This window comes from Cytobacillus stercorigallinarum (assembly GCF_014836495.1).
Classification (GTDB): Bacteria; Bacillota; Bacilli; order Bacillales; family Cytobacillaceae; genus Cytobacillus; species Cytobacillus stercorigallinarum.
Genome location: NZ_JACSQT010000002.1, coordinates 106,482 through 126,950, shown reverse-complemented (window position 1 = coordinate 126,950; position 20,469 = coordinate 106,482). Strand labels below are relative to the sequence as shown.

Sequence of the window (20,469 nt, the reverse complement as noted above, 5' to 3'; positions counted from 1 at the left end):
TGAAGTTTCTAAATATTTATGCTACATCTGCATGAATATCAGTTTTATATAATCGCTCCATTTTTTTTGCAACATAATAAATGATCGCACTAATCACTAACGAGTTAATAGATGGTATACCTATTGTAATAAAATAACCAGCTAATCCTCCGCATCCCCAGGCTAAAATCGTAGGCCAGCCAAGTTTCTCGGTATTTGCAGGCAATTGGCCCTTCTGGCGACTTTCATCTAGTATTTTCCTATGTGTCTTTAAAATGAAATAGTCAATAACCATAATTCCCGCAACAGGTGGAACAAGTATCCCAAGTAAAACGAGAAAATCAGTGAAACGTTCTAATATCCCTAATACAGATAATAGCGTACCAATAATACCAATAAGTAACGTAACCATTCCACGATTTAATTGAATTCGAAATAGTGAGTCAAAAATATTAGTAAAACCGAGGGATGATGAGTACAAGTTTAAATTATTGATTTTAACAGTGGAAAGGACCACAACCATAACCCCTAACCAGCCAACTGTTGTCATCATAATATTAGCTACATCATTTGTTCTTGCCGCTAAAGCCATTAAGACAGCAATCATATTAATCCCTAATTCTCCTACTAATAATCCGATGGTAGTCATCCAGAAAACATCTTTTCCACTCTTAGCAAACCTACTAAAATCCGGGGTAATCACCGCACCTATAATAAATCCACCCGCAACCATGGTCGCAGCAACGCCAAATGATAAAGGCTCACCTGCTGGCTGTGTTGCTAGTAAATCAGAAAAACTCTGTCCTTTTAGTGTTTGATAAATACCTATACTGACAGCTATTAGAAATAAGGGTACAGTGATTGAAGCTGTAATACTTAAAAGTTTAAAACCGAAAATAACCAAAATGGTTACACCAATTCCTGTTAATGTTGCTGCTAAGGGTAAAGAAACCGCTCCATTGGTAGATTGTACAATTCCTTCAGCAAACACGGAATTTTGTACACCAAACCAACCAATACAAGAAATAGCTATAACTGCCCCAATTATGCTCGAACCATGGCGCCCAAATCCTGTCCACCTAGCTAAAAGACTTGTAGATAACCCTTCTTTCGCGCCTGCATACCCTAAAAGGAAACCAACCACTTGAAGAATCACACTACCTAGAAACGTAGCCCAAAATGCCTGCCAAAAAGTCATCCCGTATCCTAAAGATGCTCCTAAAATAAATTGTGAAATGGTTGCTAATGCCCCGACACGAATGATCGTAATACTCCACAGTGATCGCCTAGCCTCCTGAGGCACCCTTGTTAATGAATAATCGTCCCCAATAGTAGAATGATTTGCCAACGTCCTATCCCTCCATTCAATTCGTATTCATCACTCTTTGTTTACTTGGCGGCTTCATATAAGTAATGCGACTTTGCTTCACTCCCATACTTATTGTGGCTTCTAATAATTTTGTCGCTGCAAAGCCAGGATCTACAACTGGAATGTCATAGCCTTTTTCAGTTAGCTTCATTTGGAGTTCGCTAGCTACCCCCATAAATCCAGTACAGCCCAAAATTAGTGCTTCTGCTTGGTCTTCTTTAATCGCTTTTAACATTTCATCTAAAAGAGCACTCTTTAACTTCGCTTTCTCATGTACTTCTAAAACGGGGATGTTTACATAACGAATAGAGGCAAGATTATGATAAACACCTGTTACTTTACTAATGTTACTAATCATTGAAACGACATTGGGGAGAACAGTTACAACAGAGAAACGTTTTGCCAGTGTGCTTGTAAACAGCATAGAAGCCTCGCAAGGTCCTATCACTGGAATATCAACGACCTCTCTAGCTGGCTTCACTCCTGGATCTCCAAAACAATTACTAATCACACCGTCGTATCCGTCTGCTTCCGCTTGTTTTACTTTTTCGATAAAATCAGGTACACATAAGGCTTCATCGTACTCACTTTCTATAGAAGCAGGCCCGTAATCTAGGTTTGTTACATCAATGGTTGTTTGAGGATAGGAAAATCCAGTAAATTCTTTTTTCATTTCATCCATAAATGTGTCTGAGATAATGGGTGCAATCACTTTAATTTTCATATTTCGCCCTCTCTTTTTTAAAATAAGATTATAAATCACCAAATGCCATTATTTTTAAACGAAACATTTCACCTTTTAAATAATCGAATGGAAATTCCTCCACTCTATTAATTTTGATCGTTTCTGGTTTTGCTCCTTTATGAATTAACTCTGTAATTACCCTCTCTTTCTCTCTTTCTACAATTTCCTCTTTTGTACGATCATTTAGCCAAAAAACTTTGTCTAGACTTGAGCTTAGGGGAGCATAACAAGCTCCTACGGCATTACATATTTGATAACCTACAGGCTGGATAGCTTTATCAAATTTAGTGAAAATATTATTTAGAAGTAAAGGACTTCCACCTCCAACTAGAACGAGTGGGACGTATTGATCTTTAGGTTGTAATTGTCTAATTTTTTCTCTTATCCTGCTTGATACCGTATTTACTACTTTTAAACAGTCTTCTGTTGAAATACCTTCTAGATTTTCATATTTAATGTGTTTATCCTTGAATGAATGAGGAAAAATTTTTAAAAACGAGTCGGATATTGTCCATAGTTCTCCTCCCCATGCAAGCCCATCTTTTGTTATATCACTTGCAATTGTATCTTCAATTAATAAATCACCATTATGAGTATTGACTAAATTGCCTCCACCTGTTGAAAGTGAGTGTACTTTTGGCAGCCTAACATTCACTGGAATATCCAATACTTTTACTGGTCCTTCTTCTGTTTGTGGATGACCATGACTTACCATACCAATATCAATTGTGCTGCCTCCAACATCAATCCCTATGAAGTTCTTTAAACCAGTAAGTTTGGAAGCGCCACGTAAACTATTAGTTATGCCAGAACCGATTGTGAAAATAGGTAACTTAATCGCTTCTTCTACTTTCATCAATGATCCATCATTTTGCGTTATCCAATAAGGGCAATGCAGACCTAAGTTTTTAAAGATATCATTAATGGAGCTTAACGCATCCTTCATCACAAATGACAACATTGAGTTAAGTAAAGAGGCATTCTCACGATCCAAAAAGCCTATACTTCCTATTTCATTAGATACAGTGACAGAAAGAGAAGGCATATGAGAGGCGATCACTTTTTTTAAGTTGTTTTCTTCATCCTCATAAAAGGAAGAAAAGGCACCTACAATACAAACTGACTCTACTTTTGCTTTTTCCAATTCCTTAATCATCTTAAATACACTTTCATGATCGATTTCATCATAATGAGGTATTTGCCTTGTAAAATCATATTTTGTTTCTAAATGAAACTCTTTTATAATGTATTTACTTAAATGACTTGGCCAAAATAAACCAGGTTTGATTTTTGATGGTTTCTTGGTTAAGCGAATCAAAGCTGTCTTGGCTAAATTTTTTGGATAATACAATTCATTTAGTACATGTGTAGTGCCTAAGAAGACCCCTTTCATCGATTCTGGCTTTACATTGGCCTCATTTAATACTATTTTTGCGGTTTCATAGATGGTTTCTCCCAAGTTACTTGTCGTCAATTGCTTTGACCAGGCTTTTATATTGCCTGAGTCATCAATGATAACTGCATCAGTATTTGTTCCACCTACATCAATTCCTAACCTCATTGGTCTTCCTCTTTCTTTAAAAGTTGATAAGATTCTTTCATGTGTATGAGTGTTAACATATCTGTAGTATGCAATATGTTAGGAGCAGGTATCACTAAAACGATGACTGATTGAGCCCTTTGAATGTCTACAACACTGATTGGTTCAAGTGAATCTATATGGAGAAACACAATTAAATCTGGCACACGATAAATGCTTTCGCCATTATGAATGGTAAAAAATTCATTCATAAATTGGATTTCAATTTTCTGGTTATGTTGTTTTGTATAACTTTCAATAAATAGTTTTCCAACAATCACTTCATTTTCAAACCAACGAGAGACCTCTGTTACATACCCTTTAATAACGAGAGATAATTCTCCGTAGATCGAATTTTCAAATGCGTTCTTTATTTGCTTTAATCGGATGATTCCGTCGCCATAAGACGTAATAATTTTCCCTAAACGATATGCTAAATAAAGTGTCCCTGACAACATCGAAGTTTTGATCTCATCTCCACTTGCACCATAGCCGACTACGTGACTATGCCCTCCATTATTATTAGCAAATGATTTAGCTTCATGTACTGCCTGATCGGAAGTGTATGAAGAAGGAATGAACTTCATATTATCTTGCGTTACTAGTGAAAGAGGGGCAAGTGGAATACCATTTAAATGCAGAGTAGTCATATAAAGCTCTGGAAATGCTCTTCCCATTCCATCTCCATCAATCACAGGAAGGCGCCGCTTTAGAGCAAGTAAAAGGGGAGCCAAAGCATTCACACCACCTATTTCGATAGAAATGAGGGCATCTACATTTTTGTTATATTCCTTTTCATATAAACTAAGTCCAATTTCCATTTCTTCGCCTGTCGGTAAATCTTCATTAAAGAGGACTGTGGAACCCATAATTCCAATAGCAGTTACCCACCAATCATCCCTCACTACATGAATGGGTATCACCTCTATCACATCATCGTCTTTCATCACCGACAATATTAAAGCTTCCATTGATCTTGTATTACCACCACCTCCACAAGATAATATCCTTGCACCAAGGGAAATGAATCGAATGTCTTCTTTAGTTATTTTCCAAGGCATTTTTTTCTCTCCTTTCTTTACTAGTTGCAAGTTCTATACCAATATTCAAAAAAATAAAATAATAACTTAAAAAACCACGAATCTCGCAACTTTATGTATCTAGGTTAAACGTGAAAATCCTCTCAAGTGAGAGGATTTTTAAATATAAACTTGAGAATGATAATTGAGAAAAACAGGTTAAATACATTGATTTCTCATTTTTTCTCAACTTTTCTCTTTGATTCTCAAATTACTTAATTCTTAATTTATTCAGTTTGCGGTATAAAGTTGGTAAACTTATATTCAAGGATTTTGCTACTCTTTTTTTACCTATGGTATCCCTTCCAAATTCATCTAATAGTCGGAGGATTTCCTCTTTGTTTTCATTGGGTTGTGTTCTATATATACGCTTATGATTTGATTGTAATTGTATTTGAGATTGTATTTCATCTTTAAGATACGTTGGCAAACTTTTTTGAGTCACTAATTCACCGATTTCTAATTGAACAAAGTGGTGAACGACATTTTGTAACTCTCTAATATTTCCACTCCAATTGTTATTCAATAAAATCTCCAATACTTCTTTAGAAATTCTTTTCGGTTTTTTTCCAGCTTGTTTTGATAAGTTTTTCATAAAATATTCAATCAATATAGGGATATCCTCCCTTCTATCTCTTAAAGGTGGGATGACAATCGGTATAACATTTAAACGGTAATATAAATCTTTTCTGAACTTCCCTACTTGAACCAATTGCTCCAAGTTTTGATGAGTAGCAGTAATGATCCTTACATCTACTGGGGTTGATTGATTATCACCTACTTTTTCTATTCTTCTTTCTTGAACAACCCTTAATAACTTCGCTTGAAGAGAAGGAGACAAATCACCAATCTCATCTAAAAAAAGCGTACCGCCATTTGCGAGCTCAAAGCGCCCAACCCTTGTAGTATGTGAACCAGTAAATGCACCTTTTACATGACCAAATAATTCACTTTCTAATAGTGATTCTGGTATGGCTGCACAATTTAGCGCAATAAATGGCCTCTTACTTCGATTGCTTCCATGGTGAATAGCTTGGGCAAATATTTCCTTTCCCGTACCACTTTCACCTCTTAATAGAATAGATGAATCACTATTAGCTACTCTCTGTGCTTTTTCAATCGTTTTTTGAATACTATGGCTAGTCCCCTTAATTTGTTGAAAAGAATAGAGCGTTTGTTTAGCAATCGGTTTTTTAACAGTTCCTTTATCCATTAATATTTGTATTAAATAGGATATTGTTACATCATTTGATTTGATCGTTCTTAAAGAAACCGTAGCTTTTCCTTTATTCACCAATAATTCAACCTCTTCAATGACTTTATCTTTTTTGAGTCTTTCCCAATCTTTACTGTACATTAAAGTTGAAATATTTAAGCCTACTACATTTAATCTTTCCTCATTAATAGAGGAGAATGTTTGACTGGTCGTTTCAATGACGTCTTCTTTGTTAATAAGGACAAATACATCGCTTGTAGTTTGTAAAAAGATTTGCAGTTCATCTAATGTTTCATGATAAAGACGTTCTAGTTCTAGACTTTGTAATTTTATTTCGATCGTCGATTTACATAAGTCCAATTGAGAGTCAATGAGTTCTAATGTTTCATATCGCTGTTCATTTTTCATGCCACTTTGAATAACAAGATATGCCACTATTTGATCCGCTATCCTAATTGGGGTCATACTTATTTCTTCATCAGGGTATTTAGTTAATGTACATAAGTCAGTACAAATGCTACACGATTCTTTAAATAATTGTCCAATTGGGTTCCTATTTTTCCGGAGTTTTTCTTCAATAAGGACACCAAAGGTTGAATTCTGCCTATCACAATTCTCAAAATAGATATGTATCTTACAAGAATAGTGGCGAAAGAACCTTATAGCAATCGTCGTTATTTCACTTTTGTATAATTCAGATAACAACAGGATCACCACTTTTACTGAGATTAAAGTTATTATAACAAATAATCGAGATGTCCCATTGGTATATTGACGCATTTAGATCAATTTCACTTTAAATGAACCTTATGAAAAATAAACATCCTTTTATATTATATAAAGGTGAATTAAGGTCGCGCATCCCAAGGCTTAAGTGAGCCAATGATTGTGAAATCCCTCTCTGATTGCATGCTGTCAATTGTACCAGCTGATATTTCTTCATGTGTGAGCCACCTGGAAGATGTTCCGTTATATTTGAGGACTAGTTGAATGGTTTTAAGCTTACATTGATCTTTGTAGTTTTGTTGGGAGGAACAGTTGAGAAAGTGACTATTGAAGGGTTGGCGTAGCATGGAAATTCCAACTACTACTTGGAAACCATGTATTCTAAGGGATACCCATTCAAAGTTGCTGAACCATTAAAAATGGAAAATAGCAAATTAAACATACTTTTACTTTTAAATCCTACATACTAGATTTGATATATGTGTTTTTTGTAATTAAGTAGTTTCTTCAGCATATAAAGGGTGATACTAAAATTCGGGGGTTTTAAGGATGGAAGACAAAATGGGAAATTACCATTTTTTCAGCCTCTTCTAGTAAGTTTTCTTTCAGCATGTAATAAGGGTAAAAAAGACTATAATAATCAAGATGAAGTAAAATATCAATCCTGTTCGATTTGACAGTGATACGAATTCAAATAATAATTATCAATTCCTTTTGATTCAAGAGGGGAATAAGTTGGCCAAGAGCCAATTTTATACGTAATAATTACTCAGTTAAACAAGTTTAATACAGGCGATAAATAAAGCTTCTCACAAAACTTAAATTCAGTAATATCTGTGATCTTTTTTTCATTTGGGGCATCTGCAGTGAAAAAATGATTTAAAATATTTGGGGCAATTTTACCAACTTCTTTTTTACATCCTCATTTTCCATACGTAAACGTTTGATTGCTGCATGAGGCGCTTCTGGAGAACCTACCCCTTTAATTTAATTTTTCCTCTGCTCTTCCCCTAATATTAATCAATTTATTGGATAACCTATAAATACAAATAACCAAAGAATCAGTATCGGAAAAAAACCTTCTATTTCAATGCAAATATATAAGGAGGGCTTTACCCTTGCTAAAATGGCTTAACCAATCGAAAAAGACATTATTTAATAAGAATAATGACGATACTGAAACAGAATTTAAGATAGATGATTTAATTAAAGCGTTAAAACCATCGAAAGACTTTCAACGGTTTGAATTCAAAACTGAAAGTACTAGTTGCATTATTAGCTATATGAATACTTTAGTGAACCCGGAGTTTATACATCGTGATGTTTTGTCGCATTTAACAGAGAACGCCTTTACTAGCCTAAAAGAAATAGAAAAATTACTTCCAATAGAACAGAAATTAATAACTGATGATGTAAAAGAAATCCAAAAGAAAATAATGACTGGTTCAATTATGATTCAATTTAGTGAACATGATTCGAACTGTTTACTGATACCTGCTGTTACTGTTGAATCGCGACAAGTAACAATACCAGAAGTAGAGTTTAGTGTAGTTGGACCGAAGGAAGCATTTGTGGAAACACTTGATATAAATATTAACTTAATCAGAAAGAGACTTCCACTTCCGCAGTTACATTTAAGAGAGATTGAGGTTGGAAAAATATCAAATACACGAATCGCTGTTCTTTTTATTGATGGCATCGCTAATCAGGAAAATGTTAATACAGTAATACAGCGATTATCTGATATTGAATATGACAATATAATTGATAGTTCATATATAACTCAAATGATTTCTGATAATAAAAATTCACCTTTTCCACAGCTGCTCGATACGGAACGTCCTGATCGTGTTTGTGCAGTATTAACAGAAGGGAAAATTGTGATTCTAGTTGATGGTTCACCGCATGCCCTATATGCTCCTATAACAATAGTTGAATTTTTCTCGGCATTTGAAGATTATTTTCTTATTTGGCATATGGCATCTTTCTTTCGATTGATTCGTCTATTCGCTGTAGCTTTTTCAGTTTTTTCTACTCCTTTTTATATCGCGATATTGACATATCACTTTGAAATGTTACCGATAAATCTTTTAGCCACCATTTATTCATCAAGAGGAAATGTCCCATTTCCACCAGTGCTAGAGGTGCTAATAATGGAATTTGTTATCGAACTATTGCGTGAAGCTGGTGCTCGATTGCCTAGTAAAGTCGGACAGACAATTGGTATCGTTGGCGGTATTGTAATTGGAACAGCTTCTGTAGATGCTGGTTTAACTAGCAGCGTATTACTAATTATTGTAGCACTTGCAGCACTTGCATCTTTTACAACACCAGTCTACCAAATGAGCAACACCATTCGCTTCATTCGCTTTCCTTTTATATTATTTGCACATTTGTGGGGATTTGTCGGAATCGCTATTTTATTTGCAATTACAATTTGCCACCTATTAGGATTGACCTCTTTAGGTAGGCCATTTATTGAACCTATATTTCCGCCACGTTTAACGGATTTAAAAGATGCCTTTTTTCGTATGCCTTTCAATCGTCAGGCTAAGCGTCCAATCTACCAAAGACCTGAAGACTCGAATCGTGCAAACTCAGCTCGCTTAAATCAAAAACATGATAAGAATAAAAATAAATAAGGAGCATAGAGCTTTTTAACTTAACAGCAAATGAATCTTGAACAACTACTATGGAAATTTGGTGAGGTTTATGCGAAATCTTTTAAAAGAAAACTTACTTATTTCACCCTTCCTTGTCTTTTATCTGATTCATTCAATGCAGACAGGTATCTCTGTCCTCGACTTAAGAGGAATAAGTAAGTCTGCTGGACACGATTCTTGGATCTCAATAATAATATCTGGGTTAAGTATACATCTTCTAATCTTCATCTTATATCGTATTTTAAACAAAGGACAAGGAGATTTAATTGCTATTCACAAGGAGTTGTTTGGCAAATGGGTTGGTGGTTTTCTTAGTCTGCTGTTTATTTTATATTTATTAATGCTTTGTTTCACTGTATTACGTTCATATATCGAAATCATACAATTATGGGTATTTCCGCAATTAACTCCATGGTTTTTTAGCTTAGTACTTTTAATAGCTGCAGGTTATTTTGTGATTAACGGACTTCGAGTTGTAACTGGGATATGTTTTTTAAGTACCCTATACTCGATACCAATTTTACTGACATTTCTTTTCCCGCTGAAATTTGCTCATTTCAGTAACTTGCTTCCTGTAATGGACCATAGTTTTAGAGAATTGATTGATTCAGCAAGAAATGCCACATTAGGTTTGAGCGGATTTGAATTATTATTTATGTATTACCCGTTTATTAAGCATCCGAAAAAATCTGAAAAATGGGCTCATTTAGCAGTCATAGTCACAACACTTGTTTATGTCTTTATAGCCCTAGTTACTTTCGTTTTTTATAATCAAGGTCAGCTGCAAGAAATATTATGGGGAACAATCACAATTTGGAAAATTATCGAATTTCCATTCTTTGAGCGTTTTGAACATTTAGGAATAGCTGCATGGATATTTATTGTATTGCCAAATATTTGTTTGACATACTGGGGAGCACACCGTGGAATTGTAGAGATATTTTCATTTAACAAAAAACTTATTTTGAGTGTGATCATAATCATTTTAGTAGCTGCTTCAGGATTAATTGAAGATCGGACAAGTATCGAAGCACTTAGAAGATTTTCAGGAGAAGTTACTTTCTTTTTTGTATATGGTTACATCCCTATCTTGTTTATTTTACAAAGGCTTATATTGAAGCTGAGAGGGGGTAAATAAAGTATGAATACCCCCTCACAAAAATTTAAAAATAACTTTAAATCTATTCGTTTCTGTTTTTTTACTCAGTAATGCCCTTTTCTATAATATCGAATTTAATTTTGACATCTACGGAGGCATCTGGATACAGTTCCCGCCATTTATCTGCTTTCCATCCCCTTGTTTGGCTTCTAACTCTATCTCCAAAACCAAGTGGATCAATGCCCTTTTCTTGAAAATCTTTAATCATTTGTAAACTTCTTTCCTTTAATTGTGCCTCTAACATTTTTTCAATCTTCATTTCATCAGCTGCATTCTGCAACTTAATGTCAGAGATAACTTCATTAATAAAAGCTTTAGCTTTAACAGTGATCTCAATTTCTGGACTGGTCATCCCCTTCTTTATTTGATAATCCACTTTCGATTTTATAGTTTCCAATGCTATATAAGTATCCTCTTCAGGAAAAGAGGCCTCGTACGTCCCATAATCTATATGTTCATATAACATTTTAAATAAGAAAAGCTTATCCCCCCGTATAGCATCTATGTATTTATCTTCTTTAAATAAGGCTAGACCAGTGAGCTTAATTTTATCGTTTTGTTTTTGGACAAGCACCATAAAGGGATCTTGACCTTTAGCTGAATAATTGTACATAAACTCATGATAATTTGTTGAAGGTAAATTTCCTGTTTTATGATGTTCAAGAAGATTCTTTAAATAACGGGAAGGTGTTTCTTCAAATGCGTATGTCCCTTCTAATAATTCCTTGGCGTTTCCTTCAATTACACAAAAGTCAACCATTCTTCCAATAGATGGATGTCTTTTAAGACCATCAAGAATCTTAATAACACCTTCTTTCGCTAATTCTTCCCCGTAGACAGCAACCAACACTTTACCCACTGTAACAGGTTTAGGCGACTCATTTTGAGCACTTCTTGCAGCTCCATATCCAGTAAAATTCACATCGCTGAGGGTTGTGTTAGTCACTTTCTTTTCCTTACCTGTACTGAAAATAGCAACATCCAAAGTTAATTCGTATTTTTTTTTGTCAGCAGAATCATAACCGATGCCTTCCGCAATCTGAAGATCTTCAATTGTTTTTGTCTGAACACAGCCTACAAGTAAATAAATACAACAGAGAGGGATGAGCGACTTTTTAATTATCATTAATATACTCCTTGACATTAAAATTTACCAAATTAAGGTCAGGTTATCATAGATATTCGATAGTGACATTGATTCAATATCATTATTCCGCACAAACCTTTATATAATGACAACTATTCATATATTATTGGACTTTGTTGCAAGTGCAGAGATTGCATAGTTTCATGTACTAATACTAAATATATTAGTAAATTTAATAATGGTATATTTTAAATTTATTGGAAAAATCCCTAAAACTATAGGTGAATTTAGAAAGAACATTAACTTTTAAAAATAGATTAAATATTATATACAAAAAATAATCTCAATTGTTATAAATTATTCTTTGTTAATTGCCGTAAATTATGACAAGATATATTGAAAATATACCAATACATTTATACCCCTTCATTAGTAAATCAGGCTCTTTTTCTATATGATCAAATACCTATTTTTAACTAACTTGTATTTAAAAAAAGGATTTAATAATTTTATTAAAATCCAATATTGTGAACCAATAATTTTTAGAATACTATCTGGAACCATCTTATACTCAAACTTATTTATGTTAATAAAATAATTGATGATTATTTCTCTTTATGGTTGACTTTCCAAGGTTCAAATGAAAATGGAATTCCCACCATTTTAGCTGTTAACTCATCATAGGATACTAAATCTTTTTTTGAAAGTTCTTTTAATGAGCGTTTCCCCATTGCTCTTAAGGCCATTTTCATTTCTTCAATGCTCGCTGTTAAAAATTTTTCAGCAGTTTTTACCCCATCTTCAACCTTAAACTGATCCTTGAATTTACCTTCATTCCATACAACTTGTGTAGGTGGTTCGAAAGGAATTGCCTTAAATATTTGATTATGTGCCACCGTAAATAAAATAGCAGATCCCAAATAAACAGCATCAGCACCTAATGCCAGTACCTTTAAAAAATGTCCTGGAACAAAAAGTCCACCAGAAACAATTAAACTAATTTCTCCTTTCATATTTCTCTTCTTTAAATGATTAACAGCACGAACAATTGCATGTAAGGTTGGAATCCCCATATCATCAGATAAAATTGGCGGTGCACCCATTGTAGCTGCTTGACCACCGTCTATCGAAATAAAATCCACACCTAGATAAATTAATTGATCGATGTCCTCTTCTATCTTTCCGCCTGCCCCCATTTTAACACCTATAGGAACACCCCCAGATACAGTTCGAAGTTCATTAACAAGCTCTTTTATATCATCAATCGTTTGATCTTCATAGAAATTATCATAAATCACAGCATCTTCATTTTCTTTCAGTCCCATTACATCACGAGCACGTCCGGTTAGATTTTTTGGTGAAATTTTCGTACCCACACCGAATAGTGCACCTTGTCCAAGTTTAATTTCAATCATATCAGCACGTTTAATTAAATCCTCGTCCTTTGACCATTCCGCTTTTGAAAATTGCAATATATATTTCCCTGCAGCGTTTAATTCTTCAGGTAAAACGCCTCCTTCTCCTGAATTAATTGCTGTTCCTGTATTGTTAGCTGCTTCTGCCAATGCAAGCCTTACTTCTTCGCTCAGTGCGATGCCATAAGCCATCCCACTGATCAGTAATGGTATTTTTATTTTCATTGGCTTCTTTGCTTTTGGTCCAATTGTTACTTTGACATCTACCTCTTCTTCGCCATCTATAGGAAATGGTGTTGTTTGTGTAGGGATAAAGTTAATCGTATCAAAATGTGGCCACTTTTTTGAAGAGCCTAATGGACGATGGAGGACATCGCCTGTTTCGGCACGCAAGCTGTTTTCTAGCATATTTTGAATTCCCATATGGCGTAAACCCGGCAATATTTCCATAAGATTTTCTTGATATCCATCGGTTAGTATGATTTTCCCCATTTTTTTCGCTATTTTTTTTATCATCCAACGCCAACCAATAAGGATGAAGATGAAAAAGATAAATAATATTGAAATCATCACAAAAGAAAAATAGTATAAGATGTTCGGCATAATCACTTCTCCACTTTGTATTAATAAACAACCATCATCTCCATTATTGCCCAAATTAAAATTTATTATCATATTGATATAGAACACTAGCAAGTAGTACATATGTAGTTCTAATAAAATTCATCTTAAGGGGAAGGCTAGAAATGATTTTAAGATTGAACAATTACTAATGTAATAAGACGTGCTTCGGGTAATTTTTATTAACATCATTTTCTCATGGATTATAGTGTTGCCATCTAACATGGAAAGGAGAAGATTTTCTTGAATATTTTAAAAGATACCAGTCATCGACCATTTTCAATATATTCAAAAAAATGGATAATGAGACAAACATGGAGAAACCTATATTTTCTTCATTGGCCTGTCCCAATTGAAGCGCTACGTGCACATGTTCCTGATTCATTACAAATTGATACCTTTAATAACTATGCTTGGTTAGGAATTGTTGCATTTGTTATGGAAGGAATCTATCCTCGCGGAATACCTGCTGTCTCAATAACCCCTAAATTTCCTGAAGTCAATTTAAGAACCTATGTTAAATATAATGGTAAACCAGGAGTCTATTTTCTTTCTTTAGATGTCGAGAACTGGGCTTCCTATAAAATCGCAAAAAAATGGTATCGTTTGCCTTATTATCCTGCACAAATTACTTTTCGAAATGACGATCAAATTTTTCATTGTACGAGTGTCAGAAAAAATAACAAAGCCCAAATAGCGTTTCGTGGGACGTTTAGACATTCACAAGAAGTAATTTTTGCAAATTCAGGCACTCTTGATCATTGGCTTACAGAGAGGTATTGCCTATATAGTACCGATTCTAATGGCACCATTTATTGTGGGGAAATTCATCATGGGCCATGGCCGTTACAGAAAGTAGATATAGATATAGAGGTGAATACACTTTTTTCACCTTTTAATATTGATCTTTCTAATAAAGAACCGATATCTCATTTTTCAAAAGGAGTTGATTCTCTTATTTGGAATATTAAGAAGCTACATTAAATTAAGAAGACGTAGACTCTCTTTTAAAAGAGTAACATTAAGGTCGCGCCTCCCAAGGCTTAAGTGAGCCAATGAGTGTGAAATCCCTCGCTGATTGCATACTGTCAATTGTACCTGCTGATATTTCTTCGTGTGTGAGCCACCTGGAAGATGTTCCGTTATATTTGAAGCCTAGTTGGATGATTTTAAGCTTACATTGGTCTTTGTAGTTTTGTTGGGAGGATTTGATACTTTCGATGTCTGAACTGCTACCTTTTACAAGATAGAGTGTCCAAGGTTCATTTTGTAATTGCTCGATTTGTTTGTTCATTATAGGAATAGCGTTGGGGGCTGTATTATGAATCCATGCTAAAACAGTGTGAATGGGACCGCCTTCTTTGTGAGCAAGGGTAATCTCTTCAATAAGTTTGTCAGTATCAGTGTAATCTAAAAGACGATAAGTTGTATTTGATTGCTCTAGGGATTTGCTCTTTCTTCCATAGATTCTTGTTTGAGTCGTGCGATCAATTAACCATTGTGTTGTTTCCTTTAACATACCTGTTCCTCCAAAAATGAGCGTATGTCCAAAGTTTTTCATATTGCTTCTCCCTCCTTCTAATTAACTGCGATGTTACTGCGAGCGCATACATAAAACTTCCATTTATCAGCGATTAAACCCTCTTTTTTACAAAATTTCCTTGAAGAATTTTGACAGTTTAAAGAACTTGCTTCTTGTATCGGAAATATTTCTTTTCTAGTTTTGCAGAAGTTGCAAAGATATATTGGTAGCTTTGCTGAATAAGCTGAATTAAATCATTTAGTTGCACATCCGATTCATTCATTACTTCTTCTCTCATCTCTTTAAGTGATTGATGAAAACCTTTAATGTCTTCATATTCCATAATGTCATAGAGTGTTTCCATATCTTCATATGATGTATAGATGAACCGTTTCATTAATTCGTGTAATCTTTTTGCTTTTAGATGGTAATCAATATCTAAATTAAAAACATTAGAGTATAGTAATGCTTCATTAGCAATCTCTTTATATTTAGGTTCAATCTTCGTCGTTATTAAAAGTAGTTTTGAGGTGGCGGTAGATAGAAAGATTTCCTTATCACGATGCCAAATGGTTACTCTAACACCGTAGTAGGTAATCATTCCGCCAATAATCGCTCCAACAAATCCGATCAAACCAGCTATAATGGTCAAGTCCCATTCAAACATGATATGTAAACAAGCCCCTAGAACCAATGTAATACATAATAGTAATAGAGTAATGATGATGATTAAGAAGCTGTTTTCCTTTTGATGAATCATTGCCTACCCCACCTATTTAAGAGGATTATTAAGAAAGATTATATTTATCATAGGCTAATACTTTCCATTTTAGTTACTTTCATTTACAATAAAAGATGAATAGTCTGATTTTTCTATCTTTATTTTATGAACTCTATTGACTGATAATACCCTTTACTGATTTATTTTCATTTACATATTAATTTTATCAATTTCATTTACATTTTCTCATATCCTCCTTCTCTTTTTTCTATTTTACAAGAATAAAAGCACCCTAATATTCCATTGTTTATCCTCTTAGAATATAATTTTCTCGTAAATTTCATCTTTTCCCTTTACTTTTTTAATTATATTTTATTATAATCATTATATAATAATTATTATTATCTAAGATTAATTAGTAGATAATGATAATTACCTCATTTCACAATAAAGGAGAATCAGTATGAGCGAAAATAATATTATTTCTGAAGCAAACCATTCAGGCGGAGGTGGCTGCCCTTTTCATCATGGAAGTGTCACTAAGCAGCAATCTGAAGCAACGACTAACAAAGATTGGTGGCCGAATCAATTAAACTTAAATATTCTTCACCAACATGATAAAAAGTCTAATCCAATGGGTGAAGATTTCGATTATACTGAAGAATTTACTAAACTAGATTACTATGCTTTAAAGCAAGATCTTCATAAATTAATGACGGATAGCCAAGATTGGTGGCCAGCAGACTTCGGTCATTATGGACCACAGTTTATTCGTATGGCTTGGCATTCTGCAGGTACTTACCGTACAGGTGACGGCCGCGGGGGTGGCGGTACAGGTTCACAACGATTTGCTCCTCTTAATAGTTGGGCAGACAATGCCAACATTGATAAATCTCGTCGTCTTTTATGGCCTATTAAACAAAAATACGGTAACAAAATCTCTTGGGCAGATTTAATTCTATTAGCAGGAAACGTTGCCATTGAATCGATGGGTGGTAAAACATTTGGATTCGGTGGTGGCCGAGCAGATATTTGGCACCCTGAAGAAGATGTATATTGGGGTAATGAAAAAGAAATGCTTGGTGACAACCGCTATTCAGGAGATCGTGAATTAGAAAATCCGTTAGCGGCTGTACAAATGGGTCTGATTTATGTGAACCCGGAAGGTCCAAATGGAAAACCTGATCCTTTAGCAAGTGGTAAAGATATTCGGGAAACATTTGCACGTATGGGTATGAATGATGAAGAAACAGTTGCCCTTGTTGCAGGTGGGCATACTTTCGGTAAAGCACATGGGGCTGGAGATGCTGCACAAGTAGGTCCAGAACCAGAAGCAGCGCCGATTGAAGCGCAAGGACTTGGGTGGATCAGTTCACATGGCAGTGGTAAAGGTCGTGACACAATTACAAGTGGTATCGAAGGTGCATGGACTGCAAACCCTACGCAATGGGATAACGGTTTCTTCGAGCAATTATTTGGATATGAGTGGGAGTTAACTAAAAGCCCTGCTGGTGCGTATCAATGGCAAGCGGTAGGTCAAGATGAAGCACATATGGCTCCTGATGCCGAAGATAGTTCTGTCCGTGTAAAAACAATGATGACAACAGCTGATATGGCGTTACGTATGGACCCTGCTTATGAGAAAATCTCTCGTAGGTTCTATGAAAATCCAGAAGAATTCGCCGATGCTTTTGCAAGAGCTTGGTTTAAGCTACTTCACCGTGATATGGGTCCACGCGACCGTTATTTAGGTCCAGAAGTACCAGAAGAAGAATTAGTATGGCAAGACCCAATCCCTAAAGTTGATTATGATTTAACAGATGCTGAAGTGTCTGAGTTAAAAGCCAAAATTCTAGATACAGGTTTATCAATTAGTGAGCTTGTTACAACTGCATGGGCATCTGCTAGTACATTCCGTGGTTCTGATAATCGTGGAGGTGCAAATGGTGCCAGAATCCGTTTTGCTCCACAGAAGAACTGGGAAGTGAATCAACCTGAACAACTTTCTAAAGTGCTTCATACATTGGAAGGTTTACAAGCGGGATTAGATAAGAAAGTTAGCTTAGCTGATTTGATTGTCCTTGGTGGTAGTGCGGCGCTTGAACAAGCGGCAAAGAATGCTGGTTTTGACGTCACCGTTCCATTCTCTGCAGGTCGTGGAGATGCGACAGAAGAACAAACAGATGTAGAAAACTTTGAAGTATTAGAACCAATTGCTGATGGTTTCCGTAACTATCAAAAGCAAGAGTACAGTGTATCTTCAGAGGAGTTATTAGTAGATAAAGCACAACTGCTTAACTTAACAGCTCCAGAAATGACTGTATTAGTTGGTGGTATGCGTGTATTAGGTACGAATCATGGTGGTACGAACCATGGCGTATTTACTGAAAATGTAGGCACACTATCCAATGATTTCTTTACGAACTTACTTGATATGAGTGTTGAATGGAAGCCAGTTCAAGGCGGTATTTTTGAAGGTCGTAATCGTCAAACAGGTGAAGTTGTTCGAACGGCTTCAAGGGTGGATTTAGTGTTCGGTTCTAACTCAGTGTTACGTTCAATTGCTGAAGTGTATGCACAAGAGGATAATAAAGAAAAGTTTGTCAATGATTTTATCTCTGCATGGGTTAAAGTAATGAATGCCGATCGTTTTGATTTAAAAATCAAGGATGCTGTATTAAGCAAGTAATATGAATCTAAAGAGAACGCCGCTACATATGTAGACGGCGTTCTTCTTATTTACTTCTGCGAGCGGCTTGTTGCACTGGGTCCCATACCCCATTGTAAGGTGGCGCATAAGATAAATCTAAATCCATTAAGTCATCGATGGACATTTCATTGTATAAAGCAGTAGCAAGAACGTCTATCCGCTTATCTACCCCGTGCTCTCCGATTATTTGTCCCCCAAGTAACGTACGATATTTCTTATGATATAAAAGTTTTACCTTCATTTTTTTAGCATCTGGGTAATAACCAGCAATATCGTGCGCGTCTGTTACAACAAACTCATAAGGAATATTAAGTTCATTAGCTTCCTTTTCAGAAATTCCTGTTCTTCCTAATGTTAAGTTAAAAAATTTAATAACAGATGATCCTACGATTCCTTTAAACGGCTTAGCGATTCCTAATAGGCTCAGACCTGCAATTTGCCCTTGCTTATTTGCGTGTGTCCCCAAAGGAATATGATCATCTAACGCTTTAATTCGATGATATTGCGTAGCACAATCTCCTGCTGCATAGACATCTTTAATATTGGTTTGCATATAATTGTTTACCCGTATAGCACTATGCTGACTCAGTGCAATATCTGTTTGCTTGAGAAATGCTACGTTTGGCTTGACACCAATTGCCACTAAGACAAGATCAGTTTTGTATGCCCCTTTATCAGTCGTAATGCTTTCGACAAAAGTGTTTCCTGAAAAGGATTGGACTTCCTCACCTAATTTTAAAGTCACTTCACGCTCTTTAGCCTTTTGATGGATTAGCTGTGCCATATCTTCATCAAAAATCGTAGCAAGTTGTTTATTCCGCTCGATAATTGTTACCTTTTTCCCTAACTCCACAAAGCTTTCAGCCATTTCCAAACCAATGTATCCACCACCAATAATCGTCACATGTTTTATCGTTCGATTATTCATTTCCTGGATGATTTCATTTGCGTCAGGTATGGTTTTTAAAGTGAATATTCCTTGAAGATCAGCCCCCTCCCAATCGGGCACAATAGGACTAACACCAGTCGCAATTAATAATTTATCGTATGTAAGTTGAAATCGTTGTTGATCAATATAGTTATAACCTTCAACGGTTTTCGTCTGTGTATTGATATTAGTGACTTCATGCTGTACTTTGGCATCTATTCCATATTTCTCGCGAAAAGTTGTAACAGAACGGGCAATTAAGTCTTCCTTTTGTGGAATTACACCACTAATATAATAGGGCAGACCACATTGTCCATAAGAATAAATCGTTCCTTTTTCTAACACAGTAATTTCGTGATTTTCCTTGCTGTTGCGAATGATTTGCATCGCTGCACTCATCCCAGCAGCATCGCCACCAATAATAATTATTTTCATTCTTCATTCCTCCCTTCACTAGTTTTGCTCAACATTGTGTTTTTCACACAATTTTTCACCTACAATGAAACGATTTTTATCGTCTTCCACCACTCGTAAAGTTCTTAATTGAATACCCTTTAGTTCATTTTAAGAAACCATAATAATTGATTAAGTAATTTACACTCATTGATGGGTGCCTAGTAGCAAAACGCAAACTTCTTCACTTATATCATCTGTAATGCTAACAAACGCTAACCTTGGTTCTGATGTAAGTTATAATTTTCCTCTTAACGACATTGTTTTACTATCTTACAATATTGCTTGGCATTGATGTCGAAACAGGAATGTCTTTATGTTTCCCTTTTAATTTATTTTTTTAGCCTGCTTCCTTATCTAAATAAAAATAGATAGTTGATCAAGAAATCCCCCCATTTAGCAACATCCTTTATAGGTGGTCCGTTTACCACAATTGTTTTCTGCATTACTATTTGCTTCCTATCTAATTTTACTGATCTTTATCCTCATCTACCTCT

The 20,469-nt window shown here is 35.1% G+C and carries 14 protein-coding genes and 1 pseudogene; 4 read left to right on the top strand and 11 right to left on the bottom strand.

Annotated features, from left to right (window positions below; translation table 11 throughout):
• Positions 1–16: 16 nt before the first annotated feature.
• From H9655_RS05210 to H9655_RS05185, 6 genes and pseudogenes are all read right to left on the bottom strand, one after another.
• The gene (locus H9655_RS05210; RefSeq protein ID WP_191811641.1) at positions 17–1,327 is read right to left on the bottom strand and encodes a purine-cytosine permease family protein; all 1,311 of its coding nucleotides are present in this window, start codon (positions 1,325–1,327) and stop codon (positions 17–19) included.
• 16 nt (positions 1,328–1,343) lie between these two features.
• Entirely contained in the window at positions 1,344–2,072 is a 729-nt protein-coding gene (locus H9655_RS05205; protein ID WP_191811639.1) for an aspartate/glutamate racemase family protein, read from the bottom strand.
• A gap of 28 nt (positions 2,073–2,100) precedes the next feature.
• Positions 2,101–3,654 carry a hydantoinase/oxoprolinase N-terminal domain-containing protein gene (locus H9655_RS05200; protein ID WP_191811637.1) on the bottom strand — a complete coding sequence of 518 codons (1,554 nt, stop codon included), beginning with the start codon at positions 3,652–3,654 and terminating at the stop codon, positions 2,101–2,103.
• A complete protein-coding gene (locus tag H9655_RS05195) occupies positions 3,651–4,733 on the bottom strand; it encodes a DUF917 domain-containing protein (protein WP_191811635.1) in 1,083 nt (360 codons plus the stop codon). Before H9655_RS05195 ends, H9655_RS05200 begins: the two co-directional genes overlap by 4 nt.
• Before the next feature lie 229 nt (positions 4,734–4,962).
• Entirely contained in the window at positions 4,963–6,672 is a 1,710-nt protein-coding gene (locus H9655_RS05190; RefSeq protein ID WP_191811632.1) for a sigma-54 interaction domain-containing protein, read from the bottom strand.
• Between the two features lie 793 nt (positions 6,673–7,465).
• A pseudogene (locus H9655_RS05185) lies at positions 7,466–7,609 on the bottom strand (IS3 family transposase); the annotation flags it as partial.
• A gap of 202 nt (positions 7,610–7,811) precedes the next feature.
• On the opposite strand from H9655_RS05185, the gene H9655_RS05180 reads away from it, so the two are divergent.
• Both H9655_RS05180 and H9655_RS05175 read left to right on the top strand, forming a co-directional pair.
• The gene (locus H9655_RS05180; RefSeq protein WP_225230452.1) at positions 7,812–9,335 is read left to right on the top strand and encodes a spore germination protein; all 1,524 of its coding nucleotides are present in this window, start codon (positions 7,812–7,814) and stop codon (positions 9,333–9,335) included.
• A gap of 70 nt (positions 9,336–9,405) precedes the next feature.
• On the top strand, positions 9,406–10,494 hold the full coding sequence (locus H9655_RS05175; RefSeq protein WP_191811630.1) for a GerAB/ArcD/ProY family transporter: 1,089 nt from the start codon (positions 9,406–9,408) through the stop codon (positions 10,492–10,494).
• 61 nt (positions 10,495–10,555) lie between these two features.
• Here H9655_RS05175 and H9655_RS05170 read toward each other — a convergent pair whose 3' ends face one another.
• The gene (locus H9655_RS05170; RefSeq protein ID WP_191811628.1) at positions 10,556–11,641 is read right to left on the bottom strand and encodes a Ger(x)C family spore germination protein; all 1,086 of its coding nucleotides are present in this window, start codon (positions 11,639–11,641) and stop codon (positions 10,556–10,558) included.
• A gap of 566 nt (positions 11,642–12,207) precedes the next feature.
• A complete protein-coding gene (locus H9655_RS05165; protein ID WP_191811626.1) occupies positions 12,208–13,620 on the bottom strand; it encodes an FMN-binding glutamate synthase family protein in 1,413 nt (470 codons plus the stop codon).
• 321 nt (positions 13,621–13,941) lie between these two features.
• Here H9655_RS05165 and H9655_RS05160 point away from each other — a divergent pair, with 321 nt between their 5' ends.
• Positions 13,942–14,622 (top strand): YqjF family protein, encoded by a 681-nt coding sequence (locus H9655_RS05160; RefSeq protein ID WP_225230451.1) that lies wholly within the window; start codon positions 13,942–13,944, stop codon positions 14,620–14,622.
• A 37-nt stretch (positions 14,623–14,659) separates the two neighbouring features.
• On the opposite strand, the gene H9655_RS05155 is transcribed toward H9655_RS05160, so the two are convergent.
• Entirely contained in the window at positions 14,660–15,199 is a 540-nt protein-coding gene (locus H9655_RS05155; RefSeq protein WP_191811623.1) for a Rossmann-fold NAD(P)-binding domain-containing protein, read from the bottom strand.
• A 118-nt stretch (positions 15,200–15,317) separates the two neighbouring features.
• Positions 15,318–15,920 carry a hypothetical protein gene (locus H9655_RS05150; protein WP_191811620.1) on the bottom strand — a complete coding sequence of 201 codons (603 nt, stop codon included), beginning with the start codon at positions 15,918–15,920 and terminating at the stop codon, positions 15,318–15,320.
• A gap of 424 nt (positions 15,921–16,344) precedes the next feature.
• Between H9655_RS05150 and katG the strand changes: the two genes are divergently transcribed.
• Positions 16,345–18,570: a catalase/peroxidase HPI gene (gene katG / locus H9655_RS05145; protein WP_191811618.1), complete on the top strand. Its 2,226-nt coding sequence runs from the start codon at positions 16,345–16,347 to the stop codon at positions 18,568–18,570.
• Between the two features lie 46 nt (positions 18,571–18,616).
• Here katG and H9655_RS05140 read toward each other — a convergent pair whose 3' ends face one another.
• Entirely contained in the window at positions 18,617–19,954 is a 1,338-nt protein-coding gene (locus H9655_RS05140) for an FAD-dependent oxidoreductase (RefSeq protein ID WP_191811615.1), read from the bottom strand.
• Positions 19,955–20,469 lie beyond the last annotated feature (515 nt).

Bases quoted from the DNA above. Each gene is read 5' to 3' on its own strand.
- H9655_RS05205 (WP_191811639.1), bottom strand. From the start codon at position 2,072: ATGAAAATTAAAGTGATTGCACCCATTATCTCAGACACATTTATGGAT.
- H9655_RS05200 (WP_191811637.1), bottom strand. From the start codon at position 3,654: ATGAGGTTAGGAATTGATGTAGGTGGAACAAATACTGATGCAGTTATC.
- H9655_RS05195 (WP_191811635.1), bottom strand. From the start codon at position 4,733: ATGCCTTGGAAAATAACTAAAGAAGACATTCGATTCATTTCCCTTGGT.
- H9655_RS05175 (WP_191811630.1), top strand. From the start codon at position 9,406: ATGCGAAATCTTTTAAAAGAAAACTTACTTATTTCACCCTTCCTTGTC.
- H9655_RS05170 (WP_191811628.1), bottom strand. From the start codon at position 11,641: ATGATAATTAAAAAGTCGCTCATCCCTCTCTGTTGTATTTATTTACTT.
- H9655_RS05165 (WP_191811626.1), bottom strand. From the start codon at position 13,620: ATGCCGAACATCTTATACTATTTTTCTTTTGTGATGATTTCAATATTA.
- H9655_RS05160 (WP_225230451.1), top strand. From the start codon at position 13,942: ATGAGACAAACATGGAGAAACCTATATTTTCTTCATTGGCCTGTCCCA.
- H9655_RS05155 (WP_191811623.1), bottom strand. From the start codon at position 15,199: ATGAAAAACTTTGGACATACGCTCATTTTTGGAGGAACAGGTATGTTA.
- H9655_RS05150 (WP_191811620.1), bottom strand. From the start codon at position 15,920: ATGATTCATCAAAAGGAAAACAGCTTCTTAATCATCATCATTACTCTA.
- katG (WP_191811618.1), top strand. From the start codon at position 16,345: ATGAGCGAAAATAATATTATTTCTGAAGCAAACCATTCAGGCGGAGGT.
- H9655_RS05140 (WP_191811615.1), bottom strand. From the start codon at position 19,954: ATGAAAATAATTATTATTGGTGGCGATGCTGCTGGGATGAGTGCAGCG.